This is a genomic window from Cellulosimicrobium sp. SJTW-1 (assembly GCF_047716875.1).
Classification (GTDB): Bacteria; Actinomycetota; Actinomycetes; order Actinomycetales; family Cellulomonadaceae; genus Cellulosimicrobium; species Cellulosimicrobium funkei.
The window spans coordinates 149,238-169,295 of record NZ_CP136680.1; the positions used below are offsets into that span (position 1 = coordinate 149,238).

Genomic DNA, 20,058 nt, shown 5'->3' on the forward strand with positions numbered 1-20,058 from the left:
TCCTGCCCCTGCGACGCGCAGCACTCCGTGATAGATGTCGGGAGGTCGCGTCACGACGGAGAGGCACGAGCAGGGGGAAGAGACTTTGACGACGACCGACGCGCTCCAGGACGAACGCGCGCGGGTCCTGGCGCTCCAGCGGCTCGGCGTGCTCGACAGCTCGCCCGAGGAACGGTTCGACCGCGTGACGCGGCTCGCGCAGCGCCTGTTCGGCGTCCCGACGGTGAGCATCACGCTCGTGGACGCGGACCGGCAGTGGCGCAAGGCGTTCGTCGGCCTCGACGGCCCGGTCGCGCAGCGCGAGGGCGCGTTCTGCGACGTGACGATCCGTGCGGACCGCACGCTCGTCGTCGAGGACGCGGCGCAGGACGCCACGTTCGCCGACAACCCCTTCGTGGTCGGCGACCCGCACCTGCGGTTCTACGCCGGGCACCCCATCGCGGCGCCGGGCGGCGAGCTGGTCGGCACGCTGTGCGTCATCGACACCCGGCCGCGCCGGTTCGACGACGCCGACCGCTCCCTGCTGCGCGACCTCGCGCTGTGGGTCCAGGGGGAGCTCCAGCACGACGTCGAGCTCGACCGGGCGGGCGCGGTGCAGCGCGGACTCCTCCCGCGCCGCGCCCCGGAGCTCGAGGGCTACCGGGTGGCCGCGCGCTGCCTGCCGGCCCGCGGCGTCGGGGGCGACTTCTACGACTGGACGACGACGGCCGACGGCGCCGGGTTCGTCGTCGCGGACGTCATGGGCAAGGGCATGCCCGCCGCGATCGTGGCGGCGTCGGCGCGCGCCGCGCTGCGGTCCGCGCTCCGGTCGCCGTCGCTCGCGGCGGGCGTCGAGACGGCCGACGACCTGCTCGCCCCGGACCTGGAGGAGGTCGGCTCGTTCGTCACGGCCTGGTGCGCCACGGTCGAGCGGGACAGCGGGCGGCTCGCGTACGTCGACGCGGGGCACGGCCTGGCGAGCGTGCTGCGGCCCGACGGCGGCATCCACCGCCTGGAGGCGGACGGCCTGCCGCTCGGCGTCGCGCCGGGCACCGCGCGCACCGTCCACCACGTGACCCTCGAACCGGGCGACCGGCTCGTCGTCGTGAGCGACGGGCTCGTCGACCTGCTCGCCGACCTCGGGGTCCCGGGCGGGGACCCGCGGCTCCTGGACCCGGACGTCCCGCTGCCCGTCCCGGAGGGCCCCGCTCTCGCGCGGGCCGCGCGCGACGTCCGCCAGGCCGGGGACGCCGCGGCGACGCTCGACGTGCTAGTCGGGATCGCCGAGGGGCGGTACGTCGGGGACGACCTCACGGTCCTCGTGGTCGAGCGGGTCGCGGCATGAGGGGCTCCGCGCGGCGGCTCGTGCTGATCCGCGTGCTCGTCGTGCTGGCGCTGCTCACGGGCGTCAACTACGTCGCGTGGCGGTGGCTCGACTCCGTGGCGTGGTCGCACTGGTGGATCGCCGTCCCGCTCGTGCTGGCCGAGACGTACAGCCTCGTGGACACCGCCCTCTTCGGCGTGACGATGTGGCGCCTGCGCGAGCGGGGCGAGCCGCCGCCCGCCCCGGAGGGCGTCACGGTCGACGTGTTCGTCACGACGTACGACGAGCCCGAGGAGCTCGTCCTCGCGACCGCCCGCGCGGCGCGGGCCATCCGGTACCCGCACCGCACGTGGATCCTCGACGACGGCGCGCGCGAGAGCATGCGGACCGCCGCCGCGGAGGCGGGCGTCGGGTACCTCACGCGCAGCGCGAGCTGGGCGGGCAAGCCGCGGCACGCGAAGGCCGGCAACCTCAACAACGCGCTGTTCCAGACGGACGGCGAGCTGCTGCTCGTGCTCGACGCCGACCAGGTGCCCGACCCGGCGATCCTCGACCGCACGGTCGGGTACTTCACCGCGGACGAGCGCGTCGCGATCGTGCAGACACCGCAGTGGTTCGTCAACGTCGACGACGCCGACCCTCTCGGGAGCCAGGCGCCCCTCTTCTACGGGCCGATCCAGCAGGGGAAGGACGGGTGGAACGCCGCGTTCTTCTGCGGCTCCAACGCCGTGCTGCGGCGCGAGGCGCTCATGCAGCTCGGCGTCGTCGGGTACGTGCAGGGCGTGACGGTCGGCGTGCGGCGCGCGCTGCGCACCGCGGGCTCGGTGCTCGCCCGGGCGGCGCGCTCGCCGGAGGCGGCCGACCCGGCGGTGCGGACCGCCGTCGAGCGGCTCCGCGCGGAGGCCGACGAGGCCCGCCGGGCCCTCGCCGCGGGGGAGCCCGCCGCCGACGTCACCTACCGGTTCCAGCGCCGCGTCGACGAGGCGTCGCGCAGCGTCGTCGCCGGCCAGGTGGAGGCGCTGCGGGCAGAGCTCGCGACGGTGGAGCCCGAGCTCGTGTCCGGCGGCCCGTTCCAGGTCGACGAGGAGATCGGCCAGCTCGTCGTCGACGAGGAGGCGCTCGACCGGCTCGCCCGGCGCGACCTCTCGCCGCTCGTGGCCGTCGAGGCGGTGCGCCGCCTCGCGGACGCGGTCGACGTCGGGCGCAGCGACGAGGCGCAGGCCGTCATGCCGATGGCGACGATCTCCGTCACGGAGGACATGGCCACCGCGATGCGGCTGCACGCGCTCGGGTGGCGGTCGGTCTACCACCACGAGGTCCTCGCCCACGGCCTGGCGCCCGAGGACATGCCGACGATGCTCCAGCAGCGCCTGCGCTGGGCGCAGGGCACGGTGCAGGTGATGCTCCGGGAGAACCCCCTCACGCTGCGCGGGCTGCGCGTGGGGCAGCGGCTCATGTACTTCGCGACGATGTGGAGCTACCTCGCGGGCTTCGCCGCCCTCGCGTACCTCGCGGCGCCCATGGTGTACCTGTGCTTCGGCATCCTCCCGGTCCAGGCGTTCGGGACGGACTTCTTCGTGCGCTTCGTGCCGTACTTCGTGCTCAACCAGCTCTTGTTCCTCGTCGTGGCGCGCGGGGTGCGGACCTGGCGGGGGCAGCAGTACTCGCTCGCGCTCTTCCCGGTGTGGATCCGGGCCTGCTGGACGGCGTTCGCGAACGTCGTCCTCGGCCGCCCGCTCGGGTTCGTCGTGACGCCCAAGACGCGGACCGGGGAGCACCGGCCGGCCTGGCGCACCATCTGGCCCCAGCTCACGGCCATGGTGCTGCTCGTGGTCTCGGCCGTCGTCGGCACGGTGCGCCTCGTCGCGTTCGACGCCGACCTCGGCGCGACCCTCGTCACCCTCGCCTGGGTGGCGTACGACCTCGCGGTGCTCGGGGTGCTCGTCCCCGCCGCGCGGTACTCCGGCCCGCGCCCGCCGCGCGAGCCCGTGCCGGAGACGACGATGACCGGACGACGGACGGAGGACCAGTGAAGCTCGACGTGACACCGCTCGAGGAGACGGGGGCGGTGATCGTGCCGCGGGGGCGGCTCACGCTCACCACGGCACCCCAGCTGCGCGACGCGGTCACCGACCTCGTCGAGGCGGGCCGGACCCGGCTCGTCGTCGACCTCGGGAGCCTCGAGTTCGTCGACTCCTCGGGCCTCGGCGCCCTCGTCGGCGGGCTGCGCACGACGCGCGCCGCCGGCGGAGACCTGCGGCTCGCGAACGCCGCGCCGTCCGTGGCGACGGTCCTGCGGCTCACCAACCTCGACCGCGTGCTGCGCGTGCACGACGACGCGGCGAGCGCGTTCGCCGACGGGTGACCCCCGCGTGACCCCGCCGGACGCCCCGCTCGTCGTGCTGAGCGCGACCGCGTCCCCGCCGTGGCTCGACGCCCTCCCGGACGCGTTCGCCGCGCTCTGGGGCCAGGCGCCGTGGGTGCCCACCGACGACCGGCTCGCCGTCGAGCTCGCCACGACGGAGATCGCCGCGAACATCGTGCGGCACTCGCCCGCACCCGAGACGGTCGAGGTCCGGGCCGAGCTCGACGCCGGGGCGGGACGCGTCGTCGTCGTGCTGCGCGACACCGCACCCGCCGCCGACGTCGACCTCGACCGCACCATGCCGCCCCCCGAGGCCGAGTCCGGGCGGGGGCTCGCGCTCGCGCGGGCGTGCGTCGACCGGCTCGAGCACCGCTGGGTCGCGGGGACCTCCGGCAACGAGTGGCGCCTCGAACGCCGCGTGCGCACCGCCGGAGACGGCCCCGGCGGCTAGCGTGGGGGCGTCCCGCGCGCGCCGACCCGGGCGCGGCGCCGGTAGCCGGAGGTGCAGATGGAGTTCCCGTTCAGCCTGACCGAGGAGCAGATCCTCTCCCTCATCGTCGTCGGGACGCTCGCGGTCGTCGCGATCGTCGGGGTCAACGCCCTGGCGCCGAAGGCGGGCGTGGCCGCGCCCCTCGTGCTCGTCGCGGTCGGCGTCGTCGTGAGCTTCGTGCCCGCCGTCCCCGAGATCGAGTTCGAGCCCGAGTGGATCCTCGCCGGGATCCTGCCGCCGCTGCTGTACTCGGCGGCCGTCGGCCTGCCCACCATGGACTTCCGGCGGGACTTCACCGCGATCAGCGGGCTCTCCGTCGTCCTCGTCCTGCTCAGCACCGCGCTCCTCGGCTACCTCTTCACGTGGCTCATCCCCGGCATCCCGCTCGCGGCGGGCTTCGCGCTCGGCGCCATCGTCAGCCCGACCGACGCCGTCGCGACGTCCATCGTCAAACGGCTCGGCGCGTCACCCCGCGTCGTCACGCTGCTCGAGGGCGAGAGCCTGCTCAACGACGCGTCCGCCCTCGTGCTCCTGCGCTCCGCCATCGCCGGGATCGGGATCGCCGTCGCGACCGGGGAGTCCGCCACCCGCGTGTCGCTGTGGTCGGTCGCGGGCGACTTCGTGTTCGCCGTCGTCGTGGCCGTGCTCGTCGGGTTCCTCGTCGGCTTCCTCGGCCTGTTCGTCCGGCGCCGCCTCGCCAACCCCGCGCTGAGCACCGCGGTGTCCTTCGTCGTGCCGTTCCTCGCCTACCTGCCGTCGGAGGAGCTCGGCGCGTCGGGCCTCGTCGCCGTCGTCACCGCGGGCCTCGTCACCGGCAACGGCGCCGCGAAGTACCTGCGCCCCCAGCACCGGCTCGCCGAGGAGTCGAACTGGCGGACCGTCGAGCTCCTGCTCGAGGGCACCGTCTTCCTCCTCATGGGGCTCGAGCTGTTCGCGCTCGTCACCGACGTGCAGGAGGCCCACGGCAGCCTGTGGCGCGCGGTCGGCATCGCTGCGCTCGCGGCCGTCGTCATCCTCGTCGTGCGCTCCGCGTACGTCGCGACGCTCCTGCGGTCGCTCGCGCGACGCGCGCGGCGGGGAGAGTCGATGCGCGGCGTCATCGCGGGCATGCAAGAGAAGCTCGACGCGCGCTTCGCGGCCGACGGCACGCCCGTCACGCCGGCCACACCGCCCCCGGCCAGGCCGGCGCCCGGGACCCCGGAGCGACGCGGCGCGGAGATGGTCGCCAAGGCGCCCCCGGAGCGGGTGGGCCGGCTGCGGTCGTCGCTGCGTCGTCGTGCGGCCGACATCGACTACCTGACGGCCGAGCGGCTCGGGTGGCGCGAGGGCACGCTCCTCGTGTGGGCGGGCATGCGGGGCGTCGTGACGCTCGCCGCGGCGCAGACCCTCCCGCTCGACACCCCCCAGCGCTCGTTCCTCGTGCTCGTCGCGTTCGGGGTCGCGGCCGGGACGCTCGTCGTGCAAGGCGGCACGCTCCCGTGGGTCGTGCGCCGGCTCGGCCTCTCGGGTGGCTCCACGCGCGCCGACGAGGACCGCGGCGCCGTGCGCGCCGAGCTCGACGGCGCGGCCGTGGCCGTCATCGACGCGCCCGACCTCCGCCGCGCCGACGGCACCACCTACGACGGCGCCGTCGTCGCCCGCGTGCGCCGCGACGTCGTGCGCGAGCTCGAGAACCGCGACACCGACGCCGCGACGTCGGCCGACCTGTTCGCGCAGTACAAGGAGCTGCGGCTCCGGGCGATCGCCGCGCAGCGCGTCGCGCTGCTCGACGCGCGCACGTCCGGCGCGTACAGCTCGCAGGCGCTGCGGCACGCGCTCGACCTGCTGGACGCCGAGCAGATCGACCTCGAGCTCCGCCGCGGACCCTACGTGCCCGGCGACGACGACTGAGCCGACCCCTTGCGGCTGCCCCAGGGGAAGGCCCTAGCGTCGCGGGCATGGACGAGTACACGACGGGTCAGGTGGCGCGCGCGACGGGCCTGAGCGAGAAGGCCGTCCGGATGTACGTCGACCGCGGGCTCCTCGACGCGCGCCGCACCTCCGCGGACGGCCCGCGGCTGCTCGACGGCGGCCAGGTGGAGCGCGCCCGCCTCGTCCGGCTCCTGCGGGGCGTCGGCCTGTCGCTCGCCGAGGTGGGCGACGTGCTCGCCGCCCCCGACCCGGTCCCCGCGTTCGACGCCGTGTGGAGCGACCGCCGCTCGGCGCTCGCGGCGTCGCTGACGGCGGCGGAGTACGTCCGGTCCGCGCTCGTCGGCGCGCCACGGCTGGACGTCGTGGTGCACCGACGGCACGTGCCGGAGCGGCTCGTGCTCGGGACGGAGCGCCGCGCGACGCTCGCCGAGCTGCCGTCCGTGCTGCCCGAGGCGACCGGAGCGGTCTTCGCCGTGCTGCGCGCCGCCGACGTGCCCCTCGCCGGCCACCCCTACGTCGAGCTCCACGAGCGCGCGAGCGAGGGGTACGCCGCTCGCCTCACGCTCCGGGTTCCCGTCCCCGCGCCCGTGCGGCCGCCGTCGGGCTTCGCCCTCACGACGGACGACGCGCACGAGGAGGCGTACGTCGCGCTCACGGCCGCGGAGGCCCGCGACCAGGAACGTCTGGTCCTCGTGCACGACTACCTGGCGTCCGGGCGGGCGCTCGCGGGCGGTGCGCCCGCGGGGGACGACCGGGAGGTCTACCTGCCGACCTGGGAAGCAGGCGGTCCCGGCCCGGTGATGGAGGTCGCCGTGCCGGTCGCGCCCGCCCCCGGTCCCTGAGGTCAGGCCTGCTCAGCGCGGCGGGCGGCGGCCCGACGGCGCAGGACGCGCGCCGTCGTGACGAGCGCGAGGCCGGCGACGAGGAGCGTCCAGGCCGCGACGACGTGGAACGCGGTCGCGACGCCGGTGACGGCGAGGACGGGGGCGGTCTGGGCGAGGGTCGAGTTGTACATGGCTGCTGTCCTTCCGGGACGGGTGAGGGCATGCCGAGGACGTCCCGGTCGCGTGCGCGACGGGGCGGGCCGGCGAGGGGAGGGGTGAGGGTCAGGCGGTGGCGGCGACGTGGTTCCACGTCGTCTGGCGCCGCGTGACGAACAGCGCTGCGGCGTGCAGGAACGCGCGCTGCAGGGCGAGGTCATAGAGGAGCTCCGGCAGCACGAGCGCGGCCAGCAGCCGTGCGCGCCGCCCGGCGCCCCAGACGGTGACGAGGCGCTCCGCGACGAAGACGAGCCCGACAGCCGCCCACAGCGGGGACAGCGTGAAGGTCCCCGTCACGAGGGTGACGACCGTGAGGAGCAGGTAGGCCGCCATCATGAGCGTGCCGACGGCGAGCATCACCTGCTGGCCGACGTAGCGCCACGTCGTGCGCGTGAGCCCGTACTCGGCGAGGTTGTCGAGCATCCCCTTGTACCAGCGGACGCGCTGCCGGTGGAGGTCGCCGGCCGTCGGCATGAGCTCGGTCGTGCAGCTCATCGTGACGGGGGAGCGCAGCTCGTGGCCGAGCGTGCGCAGCGCGAGGGTGAGCTCGGAGTCCTCGGTGATCGCGTGCCGGTCGTACACGTCGCCGCGCTCGCCGGGGAGGACCGAGCCGCGGGCGTCGGCGACCTCCTGGAGCGCGGTGCGGCGCACGAGCGCGGCGGTCCCGGTGAGCACGGCCGTGCGGCCGGTGAGGTCCACCTGCACGCCGTAGCGCGTGTACTCGTTGGCCTGGCAGTGCTGCAGGTAGCCCTGCGGCGGCCGACCGCGGAACACGCCGCCGACCGCGGCGACCTCGGGCGCCGAGGCGAGGACGGCGAGCCCTTCCTCGACGAACGTCGGGGCGATCGTCGTGTCCGCGTCGAGGACCATGACGACGTCCTCCGTCGTGGTCGCGATCGCCTGGTTGAGCGCGCCCGCCTTGCGGGCCGTGTTGCCCACGGTCTCCATGACGTCCGCACCGGCGGCGCGGGCGACCGCGACGGTCGCGTCCGTGCTGTTGTCCGAGACGACGAGCACCCGGTCGGGGCGGCGCGTCTGGGCCGCGAGCGAGGCGACGGTGGCGGGGAGCGCCTGCTCCTCGTCGTGGGCGGGGATGACGACGACGACGCGCACGGCGGGCCCGTCCGCGGGACGGGCGGCCGCCTCGGCGCGGTGGCGGGGGGTGTGCGGGGCAGTGGTGTTCACCGGAGGCTCCAGGTCGACGAGTGCTGTCGACAAGGAGCCTCCGGCGGTCGCCTCAGCGTTCCCGCGGGGGCGGCGCAGGGGTCGGCGAGGTCTGGCTCAGCGTTGCGGAAGCCCGGTGGTGTGGTTCGACCCGAGGATTTCCTGAGGGTCCGGCCGGCCCGGGGGCCGGGCCGGAGTCAGACGTCGGCGGCCGCGAGCGCGCCGTCGACCCCCACGACCCCGAGCTCGAGGCGCGCGATCCCGTCCACCGGCACCGCCGACGACGCACCCAGGCCCGACGAGCTCCCCGCCTCCGTCGAGGACCACGTAGCCACGACCGAGCGCGTGCCGTCGTCGTCCACGAGCACGAGCTCGTACGTCGCGCCGTCCTCCCAGACCCCGGCCGGGTACGAGCACGACCAGTCGAGGCGCGTGCCCCACGAGGCCGGCGTGAGCGTGAGCTCGGCGCGCACGTCCGCGCCGCCGACCGGCTCGAGCGCGACCTGGGTCGTGCCGGTCGTCGCGGGGGGCGGGACGTCGTCGGGCCGCGTCACCGCCGCGCCGCCCGCGGCGCCCGCGACGACCAGGCCCACCGCCGCCACGGACAGGAGCGACCGCCGTCGGGTGCGGCGCCGCCGGGCGCTCGCGGCCACCACCGCGAGGGGCACGACGGCGCCCCCCGCCCCGCCGGACGCCTCGGCCGGGACGTCGGCGCGCGCGTCGTCGACGAGCGCGTCCGCGTGCTCGGCCGTGAGCATGCCGAGGATGCCCGGCATGCCCGCGAGCTCCGCGACGGCCTCGCGGCACGCCGCGCACGTCGCGAGGTGCTGCTCGAACGCGCGCCGGTCGCGCGGGCTGAGCGCGCCCAGCACGTAGGCGGCGTCCCACTCGCGGTACGGGTCCGGCGTGGCGGTCATGACGAGACTCCCTTCTCCTGCAGCGCGAGCCTCAGCGCGCGGAGCGCGTAGTGCATGCGGGACTTCACCGTCCCGGGCGGGACGCCGTGCGCCGACGCCATCTCGGCCACGGAGCGCCCGTGGTAGTACGCGTCGACGACGACCGCCCGGTGCTCGGGCGAGAGCGAGACCAGCGCGTCCGCGACGAGCCACGCGTCGAGCACGGCCTGGGTCGCGTCGGCCTCGCCGCGGTCGGGCACGTCGGCGCTCGCGAGCTCGCGGCGGTGGTGGGCGCTGCGCAGCTCGTCGACGACGAGGTTGCGCGCCACCGTGAAGAGCCACGCGCGCACCGAGCCCTCCGGCCGCTCCAGCACCTCGGGGTGGCGCCACGCGCGCAGCAGCGTCTCCTGCACCACGTCCTGCGCCTGCGCCGGGTCGTCGGTGAGGCGCGCGACGTAGCGCTCCAGCGCCGGCCCGTGCGCGGCGTGGACCGCCCGCAGCAGGTCGTCGGCGTCGGCGCGCACGCGCGGCACCTCCCCGTCGGTCACGACCCGGCCGACCGCACGAGGTCGAGGCCGAACTCGACGCTGCCCGCGTCGTCGACCGTGACGAACCCGAGGCTCGGCGCCTCCACGTCGAAGTCGGAGAACGTGATCGGCACGCTCCCGACGACCTGGACGCCGTCGGTGGTCGGGCCGACCTGCGCCTCGACCGTCACGGCCTGGGTCACGCCGTGGATCGTCAGGTCGCCCGCGAGCTCGACGTCGCCCGACCCGGTCGGCAGGTCCACGGGGCTCGTCAGCTCGAACGTCGCGGTCGGGTACGTCCCGACCTCGAGCGCGTCGCCCCGGAAGTACGCGTCGCGCGGCGGCTCGTCGGTCGCGACGCTCGCCATGTCGACCTCGATCGTCGCCGCGGTGAGCGCGCCGTCCGCGACGGTGAACGACCCCGTGACCTCGTCGGTCCGGCCGGTCACCGTGACGTCCTCGCCCTGCAGCACCTCGTGCACGCGGTACCCCGCGTACGAGCCGTCCCCGACCGTCCACGCACCGGCCAGGTCCGCCGGGTCGAGCGTGGCGCCGTCGCCCGACGACGCGTCGAGCGTCGGCTCCTCGGCCGCCGCGCGGTTGGACCAGTCCGCGTACAGGCCCGGGCCGAACGCGACGGCCGCACCGCCGAGCACCACGACACCGACCCCGACCCCCACGAGCACCTTCGTCCTCCTGCGCACGTCTGCCCCTTCCGATCATCCTCTGCGACTCCGTCACCTGGGAGACGAGGCAGCGTCCTGATCGGTTCACCCGGGCCGTCGACGGTGCGCGGCCGGGCGGTGGGCCCGACGGTCGGACGGGCCGTCGGACGGGCGTGCGGTGTGCGGGCCGACGCGCGGGCGGGCCGGTGAACCTCGCGGCGCGCCGCGCCGTCGTGAGAGTAGGGGCCGTGCTCGCGACCCCGACCGTCCTTCCGAGGAGTCGACATGCGACGCACCCTGACCACCGGTGTCCCGGCCGCCACCACCTGGGCCGTCACCGCCCTGCTCGCCGCCACCCTCGCCGGGTGCTCCGGCGGGGGAGGCGGCCTGTACGGGGGCGGTGGCTCCAGCCCGTCGGAATCGACCTCCGACGGCTCGACGGGCGGCGGCTCGTCGGACGTCGCGCTCGGCACGGCGGACTCCTCGCTCGGGACCGTCGTGGTCGACGGCCAGGGCATGACCGTCTACTACTACGACAAGGACACGAAGGGCTCGGGCACGAGCGCGTGCGAGGGCGAGTGCGCCGCCGCGTGGCCCGCCGTCCACGCGGCGAGCGCGGACCCCGAGGTCGACGGCGTGACGGGCGAGGTCGGCACCATCACCGCGGTCGACGGCGAGCTCCAGGTCACCGTCGACGGCCGCCCGGTCTACACGTACGCGGCCGACACCGGCCCCGGCGACGTCACCGGCCAGGGCGTGAACGGCGTCTGGCACGTCGTGGCTCCCGACGGGACCGAGATCATGGACGCGGCCCCCGCCGCCGGGTCGGGCTACTGACCGGTGCGCCGACCGGACGCGCGCGGGCTGGTCCTGCGGGGACCGGCCTCGCGCCGGGCGGCCCTGCACCGGCCGCTCACGGGTGGTCGAGCGGCGGCGAGCTCAGGCAGAACGGGTGGCCCTCCGGGTCCGCGTAGACGCGGAACAGGTCGTCGGGGTGGCCCTCGTCCTCCGGCGTGCCCGTGAGCGGGCGCGCGCCGCACGCGAGCGCGTGCTCGTGCGCCGCGTCGAGGTCGGGGACGTCGAGGTCGATGTGCACGCGCGCCCCGCCGGGCCAGGGTCGTACCTCGGCGTCGGACCGCTGGAACGCGAGGCGCGATGCGCCGCCCGGGACCTGGAGCGAGAGCCAGTCGTCGCCCGCCGGGTCGGCGACCTCGTGGCCCGGCGTGTACGCCCAGCCGGTCAGGCGCCGGTAGAACTCCGCGAGCGCGCGCGGGTCGCGTGCGTCGACGGTGACGTTGCGGAGCCGCAGCGGGCGGGGGTCTGCCACGGCTCAGCCGACCTGCTCGCGCAGCCACGCGACGTCGGCCGGGACGTCGGCGTGCGTCTCGCAGACGACCGACGTGCCCGCCGCGCGCACGACCCCGAGCAGGAGCTCCGGGTCGATCGTCCCGGCCGTGAGGCCGGCGTGGCGGTCGGCGCCGGAGCCCGCGGTGTCGCGGCTGTTGTTGAGGTGGACGAGGTCGACGCGGCCGGTGATCGCGCGCACGTCGTCGACCGCCGTCGTGAGGTCGATGCCGCCCGCCCACGCGTGGCACGTGTCGAGGCAGAACCCGACGTTCTCGGCGCCGTCGGCCTGCTGCACGGCCGCCCACAGGCCCTCGATGCGGTCGAGGCGGCGGGCCATCGAGAAGTCGCCGCCGGCGGTGTTCTCGATGTACACGGTGACGTCCGTCTGGAGCGCGTCGATCGCCTTGCGCCAGTTGTCGAAGCCCTTCGCCGGGTCCTCCTTCGCGGTGACGTGCCCGCCGTGGACCACGACGCCCGTCGCGCCGACCGCCGCCGCGCCGTCCACGATCTGCTGGAGCAGCTTGCGGCTCGGGATGCGGATGCGGTTGTTGGGGCTCGCGACGTTGATGACGTACGGCGCGTGCACGACGAGCTCGAGGTCCGCCGCCGCGGCGGCGTCCTTCAGGGCCTCCGCGCCACCCGGGAACGTGAACTCCGGACCCTTCCACGACTGGGGGTCGCCGAGAAAGATCTGGGCGACGTCCGCGCCGATGCTCGCTGCCTGCGCGATGACGTCCGACTGGTCGAGGTGGGCTCCGATCCGCATGGGGACCAACCTACGCGGCGCCGCCCACGCGCGCGGCCGCTCGTCACCAGCCGGTCGAGCTCCTCCGGATGACGTCACGGCGCAGGTCGAGCAGTGCCGCGCGGGCGCGCCGACGGCGGTCGGTCGGGTCGACCGTGAGCTCGTCGCCGGGGTTCGCCCGACGCCGCGGCTCGCCGTGGACGTTGAGGTCGGGCGCGGCGCCGTGGTCGGCCGCGCGGTGCGCCGTCGTGGTCGCCGGGCCGGCCGACGTCGGAGCGGACGGTGCGGAGAAGAGCGGGCGGTTGTCCGGCACGGGAGCCTCCTCGGGGACTCCGTCGCGCGGGGCGGCGGAGGGTCGGGACGATGCTGGTGCGCCGGGCTCGCCGCCCGGCGCCCCCTCATCGTGCGACCGCGACGTTTCCCCCGGTCGTCCTCAACGTTTCGGCCATGTTGCGGCCCCACCCGGCCGCCGAGCACGGGGTTCCCGACCGCCCGAGACCGATCCCGGTCGCCGACCCCGTGCTCGACGGCGGCCGGTCAGGTCAGGCGGGGCCGCGGGCTCCGCACGTGGCGATCGTCTGCGAGCCTTCCTCGCCGTCGACAACCACCGAGGCCTCCCAGCGCCAGGCCTCCGGCAGAAGATCGACCGTCCCCGCCGGGACGTGGACCGTGCCGAGACCGGAGCCCGGCGTCGTGGGCTCGACCGACTCCCACTCTGGCCCGCTGTCCGGCGTCTGCTCCACGCGGAAGGACGACCGGTACTCGCCCAGCTCGTCGCCCTGCCACGTCGTGAGGCGCACGACGAGCGCGCCGTCCAGCGGCCCGTCGAGCGTCACCCCCGGGGCGACGTCGACGGTGAACGCCGCCTCGAGGCCCGCCTCCTCGCCGGCCCACGCGGGGAGCGGGTCCGTGCGGGTCACGCCCCAGCGGGTCATGGTGCCCGCCTCCGACCAGCCGGAGACGTGGATGTCGCTGACCGTCAGCGGGGACCCGGCCGCCACCTCGGGCGTGCACGACTGCATCTCCGGGTCGCCGGTGGTGGACGTGGCAGGGCCGAGCATGAAGACGGCGCTGCCCACAGCGAGGACCGTCGCCGCGCCGGTCACGACGCGCGACGGCGTCGGGCCGCCGAGGCCGGTGCCCGGGCCGAGGAACGGGACGGGCGGTCGCACGCGCCGGAGCACGACGGTGCTGCACAGCGAGTCGGCGAACGTGCGGCGCTGCGCGTTCCACAGGGGGCGGAGGAAGCCGATGTAGAGCAGCGCGTCGAGGATGTGCGCCACGCTCCGCAGGACGGTGCGCACGAGACCCGCGGGGCGACCCGTGGTGTCGTGCACGACGACGATCCCCACCGTCCGCTTGCCGGGGGTCGCGCCCGTCCAGGCCTGGAGGGCGAGGAGCGCGGCCACGGTGCCGAAGGCCCACCAGCCCCCGCCGGGCACCGGTGCCTCCGTGCTCACGCCGAAGCTGATCGTCGGGATCCAGGCGACCTCGTAGGCCGGCCCGACGGCGAGGAACAGCACCGTCGCGGCGATCGCGGTGTCGAGCAGCGACGCGACGACCCGGCGCGACCAGCTCGCGTAGGGGCCGTGCGCGGGTTCGAGCTCCGGCAGCGTGTCGTCGAGGTCTCCGGCTCCGACGGCGTGCGTCGGCCCCCTGCCGGTCGGGGCGTCGATGGCCACGCGCGCATCCTGGCACAGCGCGACCTCGGCGACCACACCCTTCCGCCGAGCACGACGTTGCGGTCGTCGTCCGCCGGATAGCGACGGCAACGTCGTGCTCGGCGGCGGATGGGCAGGGGCGTGGGCGGGGGCCTCGGTCACTCGGGGCGTGGGGCGTACATGATGACGGCGACGCCGGCGAGGCACAGCAGCGCGCCGGCCACGTCCCAGCGGTCCGGGCGGAAGCCGTCCACGACCATGCCCCACGTGAGCGAGCCGGCGACGAACACGCCGCCGTACGCGGCGAGGATGCGCCCGAAGTTCGCGTCCGGCTGGAGCGTCGCGACGACGCCGTAGAGCCCGAGCGCGACGACGCCCGCCCCGATCCACAGCCAGCCCCGGTGCTCGCGGAGTCCTTGCCACACGAGCCACGCCCCGCCGATCTCGAGCAGCGCGGCGAGCACGAACAGCGGGATCGAGCGCGCGAGGTCCATGCGCGCCAGCGTAGGGGCGCGCGGCTCAGCGGGCGGTGACGTCCGCGGGGTCCGTCACGATCGTGCGGACGGGTCGGCACGGGTTCCCCACCGCGACGACGCCTGCGGGGATGTCCCGCGTGACCACGGACCCGGCCCCGATGATGCTGTCGTCGCCGATCGTCACGCCGGGCGTGATGGTGACCGAGCCGCCGATCCACACGTTGCTCCCGATCGTGACGGGCTCGGGGCGCTCCCAGCCCTCGCGGCGACGGACGACGTCCTCGGCGTGGTTCGGCGTGTAGATCGAGCAGCGCGGGCCGATGAGGCAGTCCGGGCCGATCGTGACGAGGCCGCCGCCGATGACCATGAAGTCGGCGTTGATGAAGGTGCGCGCGCCGATCTGCAGCCGGTCGCCGTAGTCGATCGTCAGCGGCGGGCGGAAGTCGATCCCCTCCTCGGCGCCGGGGACGAGCCGGTGGAAGAGGCGGCGTGCCTCGTCGACGTCCTCGAAGTACACGCGCCCGATGCGGGCGCACGTCGCGTGCGCGTCGCGGGTCAGCTCCTGCAGCGCGGGCGACGTGCGGTAGCGCAGCCACCCGCCGGAGAGCAGGCTGCGGAGGTCCTCGTCCGTGGCGGCCAGCTCGGCCATCCTCGTCGTCGGCTCGGTCGTGCTGCTCATCGGACTCCTTCGTCGTGATTAGTATTTCGGTTAAACATATAGGTGCGCGCGAAGGGGCGCAAGACTCCTCGGGGTCGACCTTTCTGGGCTGCTGTCGTCGCAACGCCGCCGGAGCGCCGCCGCCGGAACGCCGTGACCGGGCGGCTCCCGGCGCCCGGTCAGGACGCGGGGTCGAGCACGCGGCGCAGGCGCGCCTTCTTCTCGTTCTCGCGCACGACCCACGCCACGTCCGGGTCCGACGACCCGCGCAGCGCCGCGAACCGCGGCACACCGGCGGCCGGGTCGCCGACGACGGCGACGCTCCAGCAGTAGCCGAGGGCTTGGCGCAGCGTGCGCACGTCGGGGTCGCGGCGCACGTCGGCGGGGAGCGCGCCGATCGAGGCGGTCGCGGCCGCGCACGCGTCGAACGCGGCGGTCGCGGTCGCCGGGTCCCGGAGGAGCCGCGGCTCGCAGATCCCGGCGACCGCGGCGCGGCGGACCAGCGGGTCGGCGTCGGCGACCCACGACGCGACGAGAGCGCGGAGCGAAGCGGGCTCGGCGTCGCCGATCCGTTGGAGCGCCATCGCGACGGCCTCACGGACGCGCCACGACCCGTCCGACGCGCGGGCGCGCAGCCGGTCGGTCGGCTCCGCGCGCGCGTCGGCGGGGGCCTCGACGACGACCCGGCCCAGCCCGCACGTCCCGCAGCACCGGAGGTACTCGTCGGGGTCGTCGGCCAGGGCGCGCACGAGGTCAGCGGGCGCGACGTCGGCGAACGCGTTCAGGAGCTCGAGGTTCGCACGCGGGCCCGGCAGCCCCGACCCCGCGGTGAGGTGCGCGCGCACCGCCGCCGGGTCGCCGTCGAGCGCGCGCAGCGCGGCCCGGTGCTCCTCTCGCACGGTCATGCCGACCACGCTAGGACGCGGCGCCTCCGTCCGACAGGGTCTTTCGGCCGGGCTCAGCCGGGCTCGGCCAGCCGCGAGCCGCGAGCCGGGGGCCGGGGACCGGGGGCCGGGAGCCGTCCGAGGGCGCCCGGCCGCCGGGCTCAGCGCAGCGGGTCGAAAGCCCGGATCTCCTCGGGGGTCTCGCCGGTCGTCACGAGGTGGGCGAGCGCCCGGCCGGTCGCGGGCCCGAGCACCATGCCCCACATGCCGTGGCCGCCCGCGACGTAGACGCCGCGCGTGCGCGTCGCGCCGACGAGCGGCAGGCCGTCGGGCGTGACGGGGCGCGAGCCGACCCACTCGTCGTGCCGGTCGTCGAGGTCGACGCCCTGGAACAGGTGCCGCACGGACGCGAGGATCGCCTCGATCCGCCGGGGCTGGAGCGGCTCGTCCGGGCCGCGGAACTCCATGGTCCCCGCGACGCGGAACCGGCCCTGGTAGGGCGTGCACGCGACGCGGCGCGCGGGCAGGTAGATCGGCGTCTCGACGGGCTCGTCGGTCTTCACGGTGAACGAGTAGCCGCGTCCGGCCTGCACGCGCGTCCGCACGCCGAGCGGCGCCGCGAGCGAGGGCAGCCACGCGCCGGTCGCGAGCACGACGGCGTCGCCCCGCAGCACGACGCCCTCCTCGCGGTCGGCGGGGGAGCCGGCCCGGCGCGGCGCCCCGGCGCCCGGCCCGACGTCGTCGGTCATCCCGGGCCCGTCGCTCGCCCCGGCGCCCACGAGGGCGGGGTGCCGGGCGGCGTCGGGGTGCACGGCGCGCGCGAAGACGCACGCGCCGAGGCGGCCGGGCTCGACGTCGAGCACGTCGAGGCCGGTGAGGATGGTGCCGCCGCGGGCGCGCACGGAGTCGGCGAGGGCATGGACGTACGGTCCGGGCTCGAGGAAGCGCTGGCCCTCGAGCGCGTAGACGGTGGAGACGCGGTCGGTGAGCTGGTGGGCGCGCTCCCCGGCCTCGACGCGCCGGACCGGGACGGTCTGCCCGGCGGCGGCGACGTGCTCGAGCTCGCGCAGGAAGGGTCGGGCCTCGCGCACGTGCTCGAACGCGACGGTGAACGGGCCGGGCGTCGTGCCGGCCTCGACGCCGTGGCCGAGGCTGCCGCCCGCGGCGAGCTCGTCGAACGCGTCGAGCGCGACGCGGTCGATCGGGGTGAGGGCCGCCATCGCGCGGTCCCAGCGGGCCTGCGTCGCGTGCGCCATGAAGCGCGCGAAGAACGTCCACAGGCGCGGGTCGAACCGCAGCGGGACGTGCAGGGGAGCGGCCGGGTCGAGGAGGGCGCGCGGCCCGTACGTCCACAGGGACGGGTCGGCGAGCGGCATCGCCATGCCGGGGGTGAGCCACCCGGCGTTGCCCCACGAGGAGCCCGCGGCGACGCCCTCGCGGTCGACGACGGTCACCTCGACGCCTTGCTCCTGGAGATGCCACGCGGTCGCGAGCCCCACCATGCCGGCGCCGACGACGACGGCCGTGCGAGGGGCGCGGCCGGGGGGTGCCGACCGGGCGTCGCGGGAACGGGGACGGGGACGGGGACGAGAGGTCGTGCTCACGCCGGGCTCCTTCGACCGACGCCCGCCCCGCGGGTGGCGAGGCGGGCGCGTGGCTGGTGTGCGGCGGGATGGTGCCGCACGACTCACAGCGTGGTGGATCCTTCGGTGTGCGGCAAGATGTGCCGAAGGATCGTCGCTCCGGGCTGCCACCGCCGTCCCGACGTTCGCCCACCGACCAGGGGAGGCCCACCGTGCCGAAGGATCTTCGACCGCCCGCGCTGGACGACGTCGACCGCCGCATCCTCGACGTCCTCGCGACCGACGCGCGCGCCACGAACGCGGCCGTCGCCGCCCGTGTCGGGATCGCCGCCTCGACGTGCCACGCGCGCGTCCGGGCCCTCGTGGACCGCGGCGTGATCCGGGGCTTCCGGGCCGACGTCGACCCCGCGGCGCTCGGCCGGGGGCTCGAGGCGCTCATCGCGATCCGCCTCCAGGCCGGGGCGCGCAAGGGCCTGGAGGCGTTCCGCGACTACCTGCTGACGCTGCCTGACGTCGAGGGCGTCTTCTTCGTCACCGGCGACCGCGACTTCCTGCTGCACGTCGCGGTCGCCGACTCGGACGCGCTGCGCGACCTGGTGTCCCGGACGCTCAGCGTGCGCCCCGAGGTGGCCGGGACGAGCACGACGGTGATCTTCGAGCACGCGCGCCCCTGAGGCCCTGGCTTCACGCCACCGTCGTCTCCTCCCGCACGCGCGACCGCAGGACGTGCTTGGTGAGCTTGCCGGAGGGGTTGCGGGGGAGCTCGGTCACGAGCGCGACGTCGCGCGGCACCTTGTAGCGCGCGAGCCGGTCGGCGAGGAACGCGCGCAGCGAGTCGAGCGTCGGCTCGGCGCCGGGCGCGGGGACGACGAACGCGACGACCGTCTCGCCCCAGTCGGCGTGCGGCCGCCCGACGACGGCGACGTCCGCGACCTCCGGGGAGCCGCGCAGCGCCTCCTCCACCTCCTGGGAGTAGACGTTCTCGCCGCCCGTGATGATGACGTCCTTGAGCCGGTCGACGATGAACAGGTACCCGTCCTCGTCGACCCGCACGACGTCGCCGGTGCGGTACCAGTCGCCCACGAGCACGGCCTCGGTCGCCTCCGGGTCGTCGAGGTAGCCGACCATCCGGGTGTCCGACCGCAGCCAGATCTCCCCGGTCCCGCCCGGGCCGACGTCGTCCCCGTCGAGGTCCACGACCCGCACGTCGACGCCGGGCATGCCCGCGTGCCCGATCGAGCCCGCCTTGCGTTCCTGGTCGGCCGGGCCGAGCGCGGTGCCGACCGGCCCCATCTCGCTCATGCCGTAGACCTGGTGCAGCTCGCCCGGGTAGGCGGCGCGGATCGCGCGCACGGTGTCGGCACCGACGGGCGCGCCCCCGGCGAGCCACAGCCGCGCGCTCGACAGGTCGAACGTCGACAGGTCGATGCCCTGCGCGGCGGCGACCTGGAGCGGCGCGACGTACGCGATGGGCGCGCCGAAGAACGCGGTCGTGCGCTCGGCCTCGACCGTCCGCAGCATCTCGATCGGGTGGTACTCGCGCAGCAGCACGGTCGTCCCGCCGAGGAACACCATCGACAGGAACCAGTTGTTGAGGGGCGAGGCGTGCCAGATCGGCATCGCGAGGAGGAAGCGGTCGTCCGCGCGCAGCCCGACGGCCGCCGTCGTGTAGGCCGCGACCGAGCTCAGCCCGCGGTGGGTGTGCTCGCAGCCCTTGGGGGCCGCCGTCGTGCCGGAGGTGTAGAGCACCTGGGCGATCGTGTCCTGGTCCGGCGGCACGCCGTCCCACGGCGCGGCGGCCGCGACGAGCGCGTCGAAGTCGTCGTGCCCCGGCGTCCCCTCCGCACCTCCCGCGTCCTGCCCGACGGCGTCCGCCTCCGTCCACAGCCAGCGCAGCGCGGGCGCGGCGGCGGTCACGACGGGGGCGAGGCTCGCGTCCGCGACGCCCAGCACGGCGCCGCTGTGGGCGACGAGCCGCGCGACCTCGGGCGCCTGGAGCTTGTGGTTGACGGGGACGAGCACGGCGCCCGCGCGCCACAGGCCGAACGCCGCGACGACGAACCCCGGCGTGTTGTAGGTCATGACCGTGACGCGGTCGCCGGGGCGCACGCCGGCGTCCCGGAAGACGGCCGCCGCGCGGCGCGCGGCCGCGTCGAGCTCGGCGTACGTGAGCCGACGCTCGCCCAGCACGAGCGCCTCCTTGGTCGGGACCTTGCGTGCCGTGCTCTCGAGCATGCTGCCCAGGTGCATGTCGTCCTCCTCGACGTCGTGCGCGGCGTCGTCCTCGACGCCTCCGGCCCGGCGGCCGGTACCGCGATGAATTGAATCATGCTTCAATTCTTC

Annotated in this window: 22 protein-coding genes; 8 read left to right on the forward strand and 14 right to left on the reverse strand. The window is 75.7% G+C overall.

Features of this window, described 5'->3' with window-relative positions:
* The first annotated feature begins 85 nt into the window (after positions 1-85).
* From RSE42_RS00745 to RSE42_RS00770, 6 genes are read left to right on the forward strand one after another with little or no spacing between them, the layout of a single operon-like run.
* A complete protein-coding gene (locus tag RSE42_RS00745) occupies positions 86-1,324 on the forward strand; it encodes a PP2C family protein-serine/threonine phosphatase (RefSeq protein WP_415297635.1) in 1,239 nt (412 codons plus the stop codon).
* On the forward strand, positions 1,321-3,336 hold the full coding sequence (locus tag RSE42_RS00750) for a glycosyltransferase family 2 protein (RefSeq protein WP_415297636.1): 2,016 nt from the start codon (positions 1,321-1,323) through the stop codon (positions 3,334-3,336). Before RSE42_RS00745 ends, RSE42_RS00750 begins: the two co-directional genes overlap by 4 nt.
* Positions 3,333-3,668, forward strand: a complete 336-nt coding sequence (locus RSE42_RS00755; RefSeq protein ID WP_051028350.1) for an STAS domain-containing protein — start codon at positions 3,333-3,335, stop codon at positions 3,666-3,668. The genes RSE42_RS00750 and RSE42_RS00755 overlap by 4 nt, the downstream gene beginning before the upstream one ends.
* Positions 3,669-3,675: 7 nt before the next feature.
* Positions 3,676-4,119, forward strand: a complete 444-nt coding sequence (locus RSE42_RS00760; RefSeq protein WP_415297637.1) for an ATP-binding protein — start codon at positions 3,676-3,678, stop codon at positions 4,117-4,119.
* 57 nt (positions 4,120-4,176) lie between these two features.
* Positions 4,177-6,048: a cation:proton antiporter gene (locus tag RSE42_RS00765; protein WP_051028348.1), complete on the forward strand. Its 1,872-nt coding sequence runs from the start codon at positions 4,177-4,179 to the stop codon at positions 6,046-6,048.
* A 47-nt stretch (positions 6,049-6,095) separates the two neighbouring features.
* A complete protein-coding gene (locus RSE42_RS00770; RefSeq protein ID WP_415297638.1) occupies positions 6,096-6,911 on the forward strand; it encodes a MerR family transcriptional regulator in 816 nt (271 codons plus the stop codon).
* A gap of 2 nt (positions 6,912-6,913) precedes the next feature.
* Here RSE42_RS00770 and RSE42_RS00775 read toward each other — a convergent pair whose 3' ends face one another.
* From RSE42_RS00775 to RSE42_RS00795, 5 genes are all read right to left on the reverse strand, one after another.
* The gene (locus RSE42_RS00775; protein WP_156186415.1) at positions 6,914-7,084 is read right to left on the reverse strand and encodes a hypothetical protein; all 171 of its coding nucleotides are present in this window, start codon (positions 7,082-7,084) and stop codon (positions 6,914-6,916) included.
* 91 nt (positions 7,085-7,175) lie between these two features.
* Entirely contained in the window at positions 7,176-8,294 is a 1,119-nt protein-coding gene (locus tag RSE42_RS00780; protein ID WP_051028347.1) for a glycosyltransferase family 2 protein, read from the reverse strand.
* 176 nt (positions 8,295-8,470) lie between these two features.
* Positions 8,471-9,190, reverse strand: a complete 720-nt coding sequence (locus RSE42_RS00785) for an anti-sigma factor family protein (protein ID WP_171467216.1) — start codon at positions 9,188-9,190, stop codon at positions 8,471-8,473.
* On the reverse strand, positions 9,187-9,693 hold the full coding sequence (locus RSE42_RS00790; protein ID WP_269467723.1) for a sigma-70 family RNA polymerase sigma factor: 507 nt from the start codon (positions 9,691-9,693) through the stop codon (positions 9,187-9,189). The genes RSE42_RS00785 and RSE42_RS00790 overlap by 4 nt, the downstream gene beginning before the upstream one ends.
* 20 nt (positions 9,694-9,713) lie before the next feature.
* Positions 9,714-10,400 carry a YceI family protein gene (locus tag RSE42_RS00795; protein ID WP_043658578.1) on the reverse strand — a complete coding sequence of 229 codons (687 nt, stop codon included), beginning with the start codon at positions 10,398-10,400 and terminating at the stop codon, positions 9,714-9,716.
* Between the two features lie 246 nt (positions 10,401-10,646).
* On the opposite strand from RSE42_RS00795, the gene RSE42_RS00800 reads away from it, so the two are divergent.
* Positions 10,647-11,198, forward strand: coding sequence for a hypothetical protein (locus tag RSE42_RS00800; protein WP_415297639.1), 552 nt, complete (start codon positions 10,647-10,649; stop codon positions 11,196-11,198).
* A gap of 76 nt (positions 11,199-11,274) precedes the next feature.
* Here the strand turns inward: RSE42_RS00800 and RSE42_RS00805 are convergent, their stop codons facing one another.
* The 8 genes from RSE42_RS00805 to RSE42_RS00840 all read right to left on the reverse strand — a co-directional run bounded on the left by RSE42_RS00805 (position 11,275) and on the right by RSE42_RS00840 (position 17,736).
* Positions 11,275-11,688, reverse strand: coding sequence for a VOC family protein (locus tag RSE42_RS00805; RefSeq protein WP_255180150.1), 414 nt, complete (start codon positions 11,686-11,688; stop codon positions 11,275-11,277).
* 3 nt (positions 11,689-11,691) lie between these two features.
* Positions 11,692-12,474: a deoxyribonuclease IV gene (locus RSE42_RS00810; RefSeq protein ID WP_074804546.1), complete on the reverse strand. Its 783-nt coding sequence runs from the start codon at positions 12,472-12,474 to the stop codon at positions 11,692-11,694.
* 43 nt (positions 12,475-12,517) lie between these two features.
* A complete protein-coding gene (locus RSE42_RS00815) occupies positions 12,518-12,766 on the reverse strand; it encodes a hypothetical protein (protein WP_034650959.1) in 249 nt (82 codons plus the stop codon).
* Positions 12,767-12,995: 229 nt separating this feature from the next.
* On the reverse strand, positions 12,996-14,135 hold the full coding sequence (locus RSE42_RS00820; protein WP_415297640.1) for an RDD family protein: 1,140 nt from the start codon (positions 14,133-14,135) through the stop codon (positions 12,996-12,998).
* Between the two features lie 137 nt (positions 14,136-14,272).
* Positions 14,273-14,608, reverse strand: a complete 336-nt coding sequence (locus RSE42_RS00825; protein ID WP_415297641.1) for a YnfA family protein — start codon at positions 14,606-14,608, stop codon at positions 14,273-14,275.
* 25 nt (positions 14,609-14,633) lie between these two features.
* Positions 14,634-15,269 carry a sugar O-acetyltransferase gene (locus RSE42_RS00830; RefSeq protein ID WP_415297642.1) on the reverse strand — a complete coding sequence of 212 codons (636 nt, stop codon included), beginning with the start codon at positions 15,267-15,269 and terminating at the stop codon, positions 14,634-14,636.
* Between the two features lie 158 nt (positions 15,270-15,427).
* Complete coding sequence (locus RSE42_RS00835) at positions 15,428-16,153, reverse strand: HEAT repeat domain-containing protein (RefSeq protein ID WP_085388578.1); 726 nt, start codon at positions 16,151-16,153, stop codon at positions 15,428-15,430.
* 140 nt (positions 16,154-16,293) lie between these two features.
* On the reverse strand, positions 16,294-17,736 hold the full coding sequence (locus RSE42_RS00840; protein WP_415297643.1) for an NAD(P)/FAD-dependent oxidoreductase: 1,443 nt from the start codon (positions 17,734-17,736) through the stop codon (positions 16,294-16,296).
* Between the two features lie 191 nt (positions 17,737-17,927).
* Here RSE42_RS00840 and RSE42_RS00845 point away from each other — a divergent pair, with 191 nt between their 5' ends.
* On the forward strand, positions 17,928-18,389 hold the full coding sequence (locus tag RSE42_RS00845; RefSeq protein WP_021482652.1) for an Lrp/AsnC family transcriptional regulator: 462 nt from the start codon (positions 17,928-17,930) through the stop codon (positions 18,387-18,389).
* Between the two features lie 10 nt (positions 18,390-18,399).
* Here the strand turns inward: RSE42_RS00845 and RSE42_RS00850 are convergent, their stop codons facing one another.
* On the reverse strand, positions 18,400-19,965 hold the full coding sequence (locus RSE42_RS00850) for a class I adenylate-forming enzyme family protein (protein WP_415297644.1): 1,566 nt from the start codon (positions 19,963-19,965) through the stop codon (positions 18,400-18,402).
* Positions 19,966-20,058 lie beyond the last annotated feature (93 nt).

Bases quoted from the DNA above. Each gene is read 5' to 3' on its own strand.
- RSE42_RS00800 (WP_415297639.1), top strand. From the start codon at position 10,647: ATGCGACGCACCCTGACCACCGGTGTCCCGGCCGCCACCACCTGGGCC.
- RSE42_RS00830 (WP_415297642.1), bottom strand. From the start codon at position 15,269: ATGAGCAGCACGACCGAGCCGACGACGAGGATGGCCGAGCTGGCCGCC.
- RSE42_RS00785 (WP_171467216.1), bottom strand. From the start codon at position 9,190: ATGACCGCCACGCCGGACCCGTACCGCGAGTGGGACGCCGCCTACGTG.
- RSE42_RS00810 (WP_074804546.1), bottom strand. From the start codon at position 12,474: ATGCGGATCGGAGCCCACCTCGACCAGTCGGACGTCATCGCGCAGGCA.
- RSE42_RS00775 (WP_156186415.1), bottom strand. From the start codon at position 7,084: ATGTACAACTCGACCCTCGCCCAGACCGCCCCCGTCCTCGCCGTCACC.
- RSE42_RS00770 (WP_415297638.1), top strand. From the start codon at position 6,096: ATGGACGAGTACACGACGGGTCAGGTGGCGCGCGCGACGGGCCTGAGC.
- RSE42_RS00750 (WP_415297636.1), top strand. From the start codon at position 1,321: ATGAGGGGCTCCGCGCGGCGGCTCGTGCTGATCCGCGTGCTCGTCGTG.
- RSE42_RS00825 (WP_415297641.1), bottom strand. From the start codon at position 14,608: ATGGACCTCGCGCGCTCGATCCCGCTGTTCGTGCTCGCCGCGCTGCTC.
- RSE42_RS00765 (WP_051028348.1), top strand. From the start codon at position 4,177: ATGGAGTTCCCGTTCAGCCTGACCGAGGAGCAGATCCTCTCCCTCATC.
- RSE42_RS00835 (WP_085388578.1), bottom strand. From the start codon at position 16,153: ATGACCGTGCGAGAGGAGCACCGGGCCGCGCTGCGCGCGCTCGACGGC.
- RSE42_RS00850 (WP_415297644.1), bottom strand. From the start codon at position 19,965: ATGCACCTGGGCAGCATGCTCGAGAGCACGGCACGCAAGGTCCCGACC.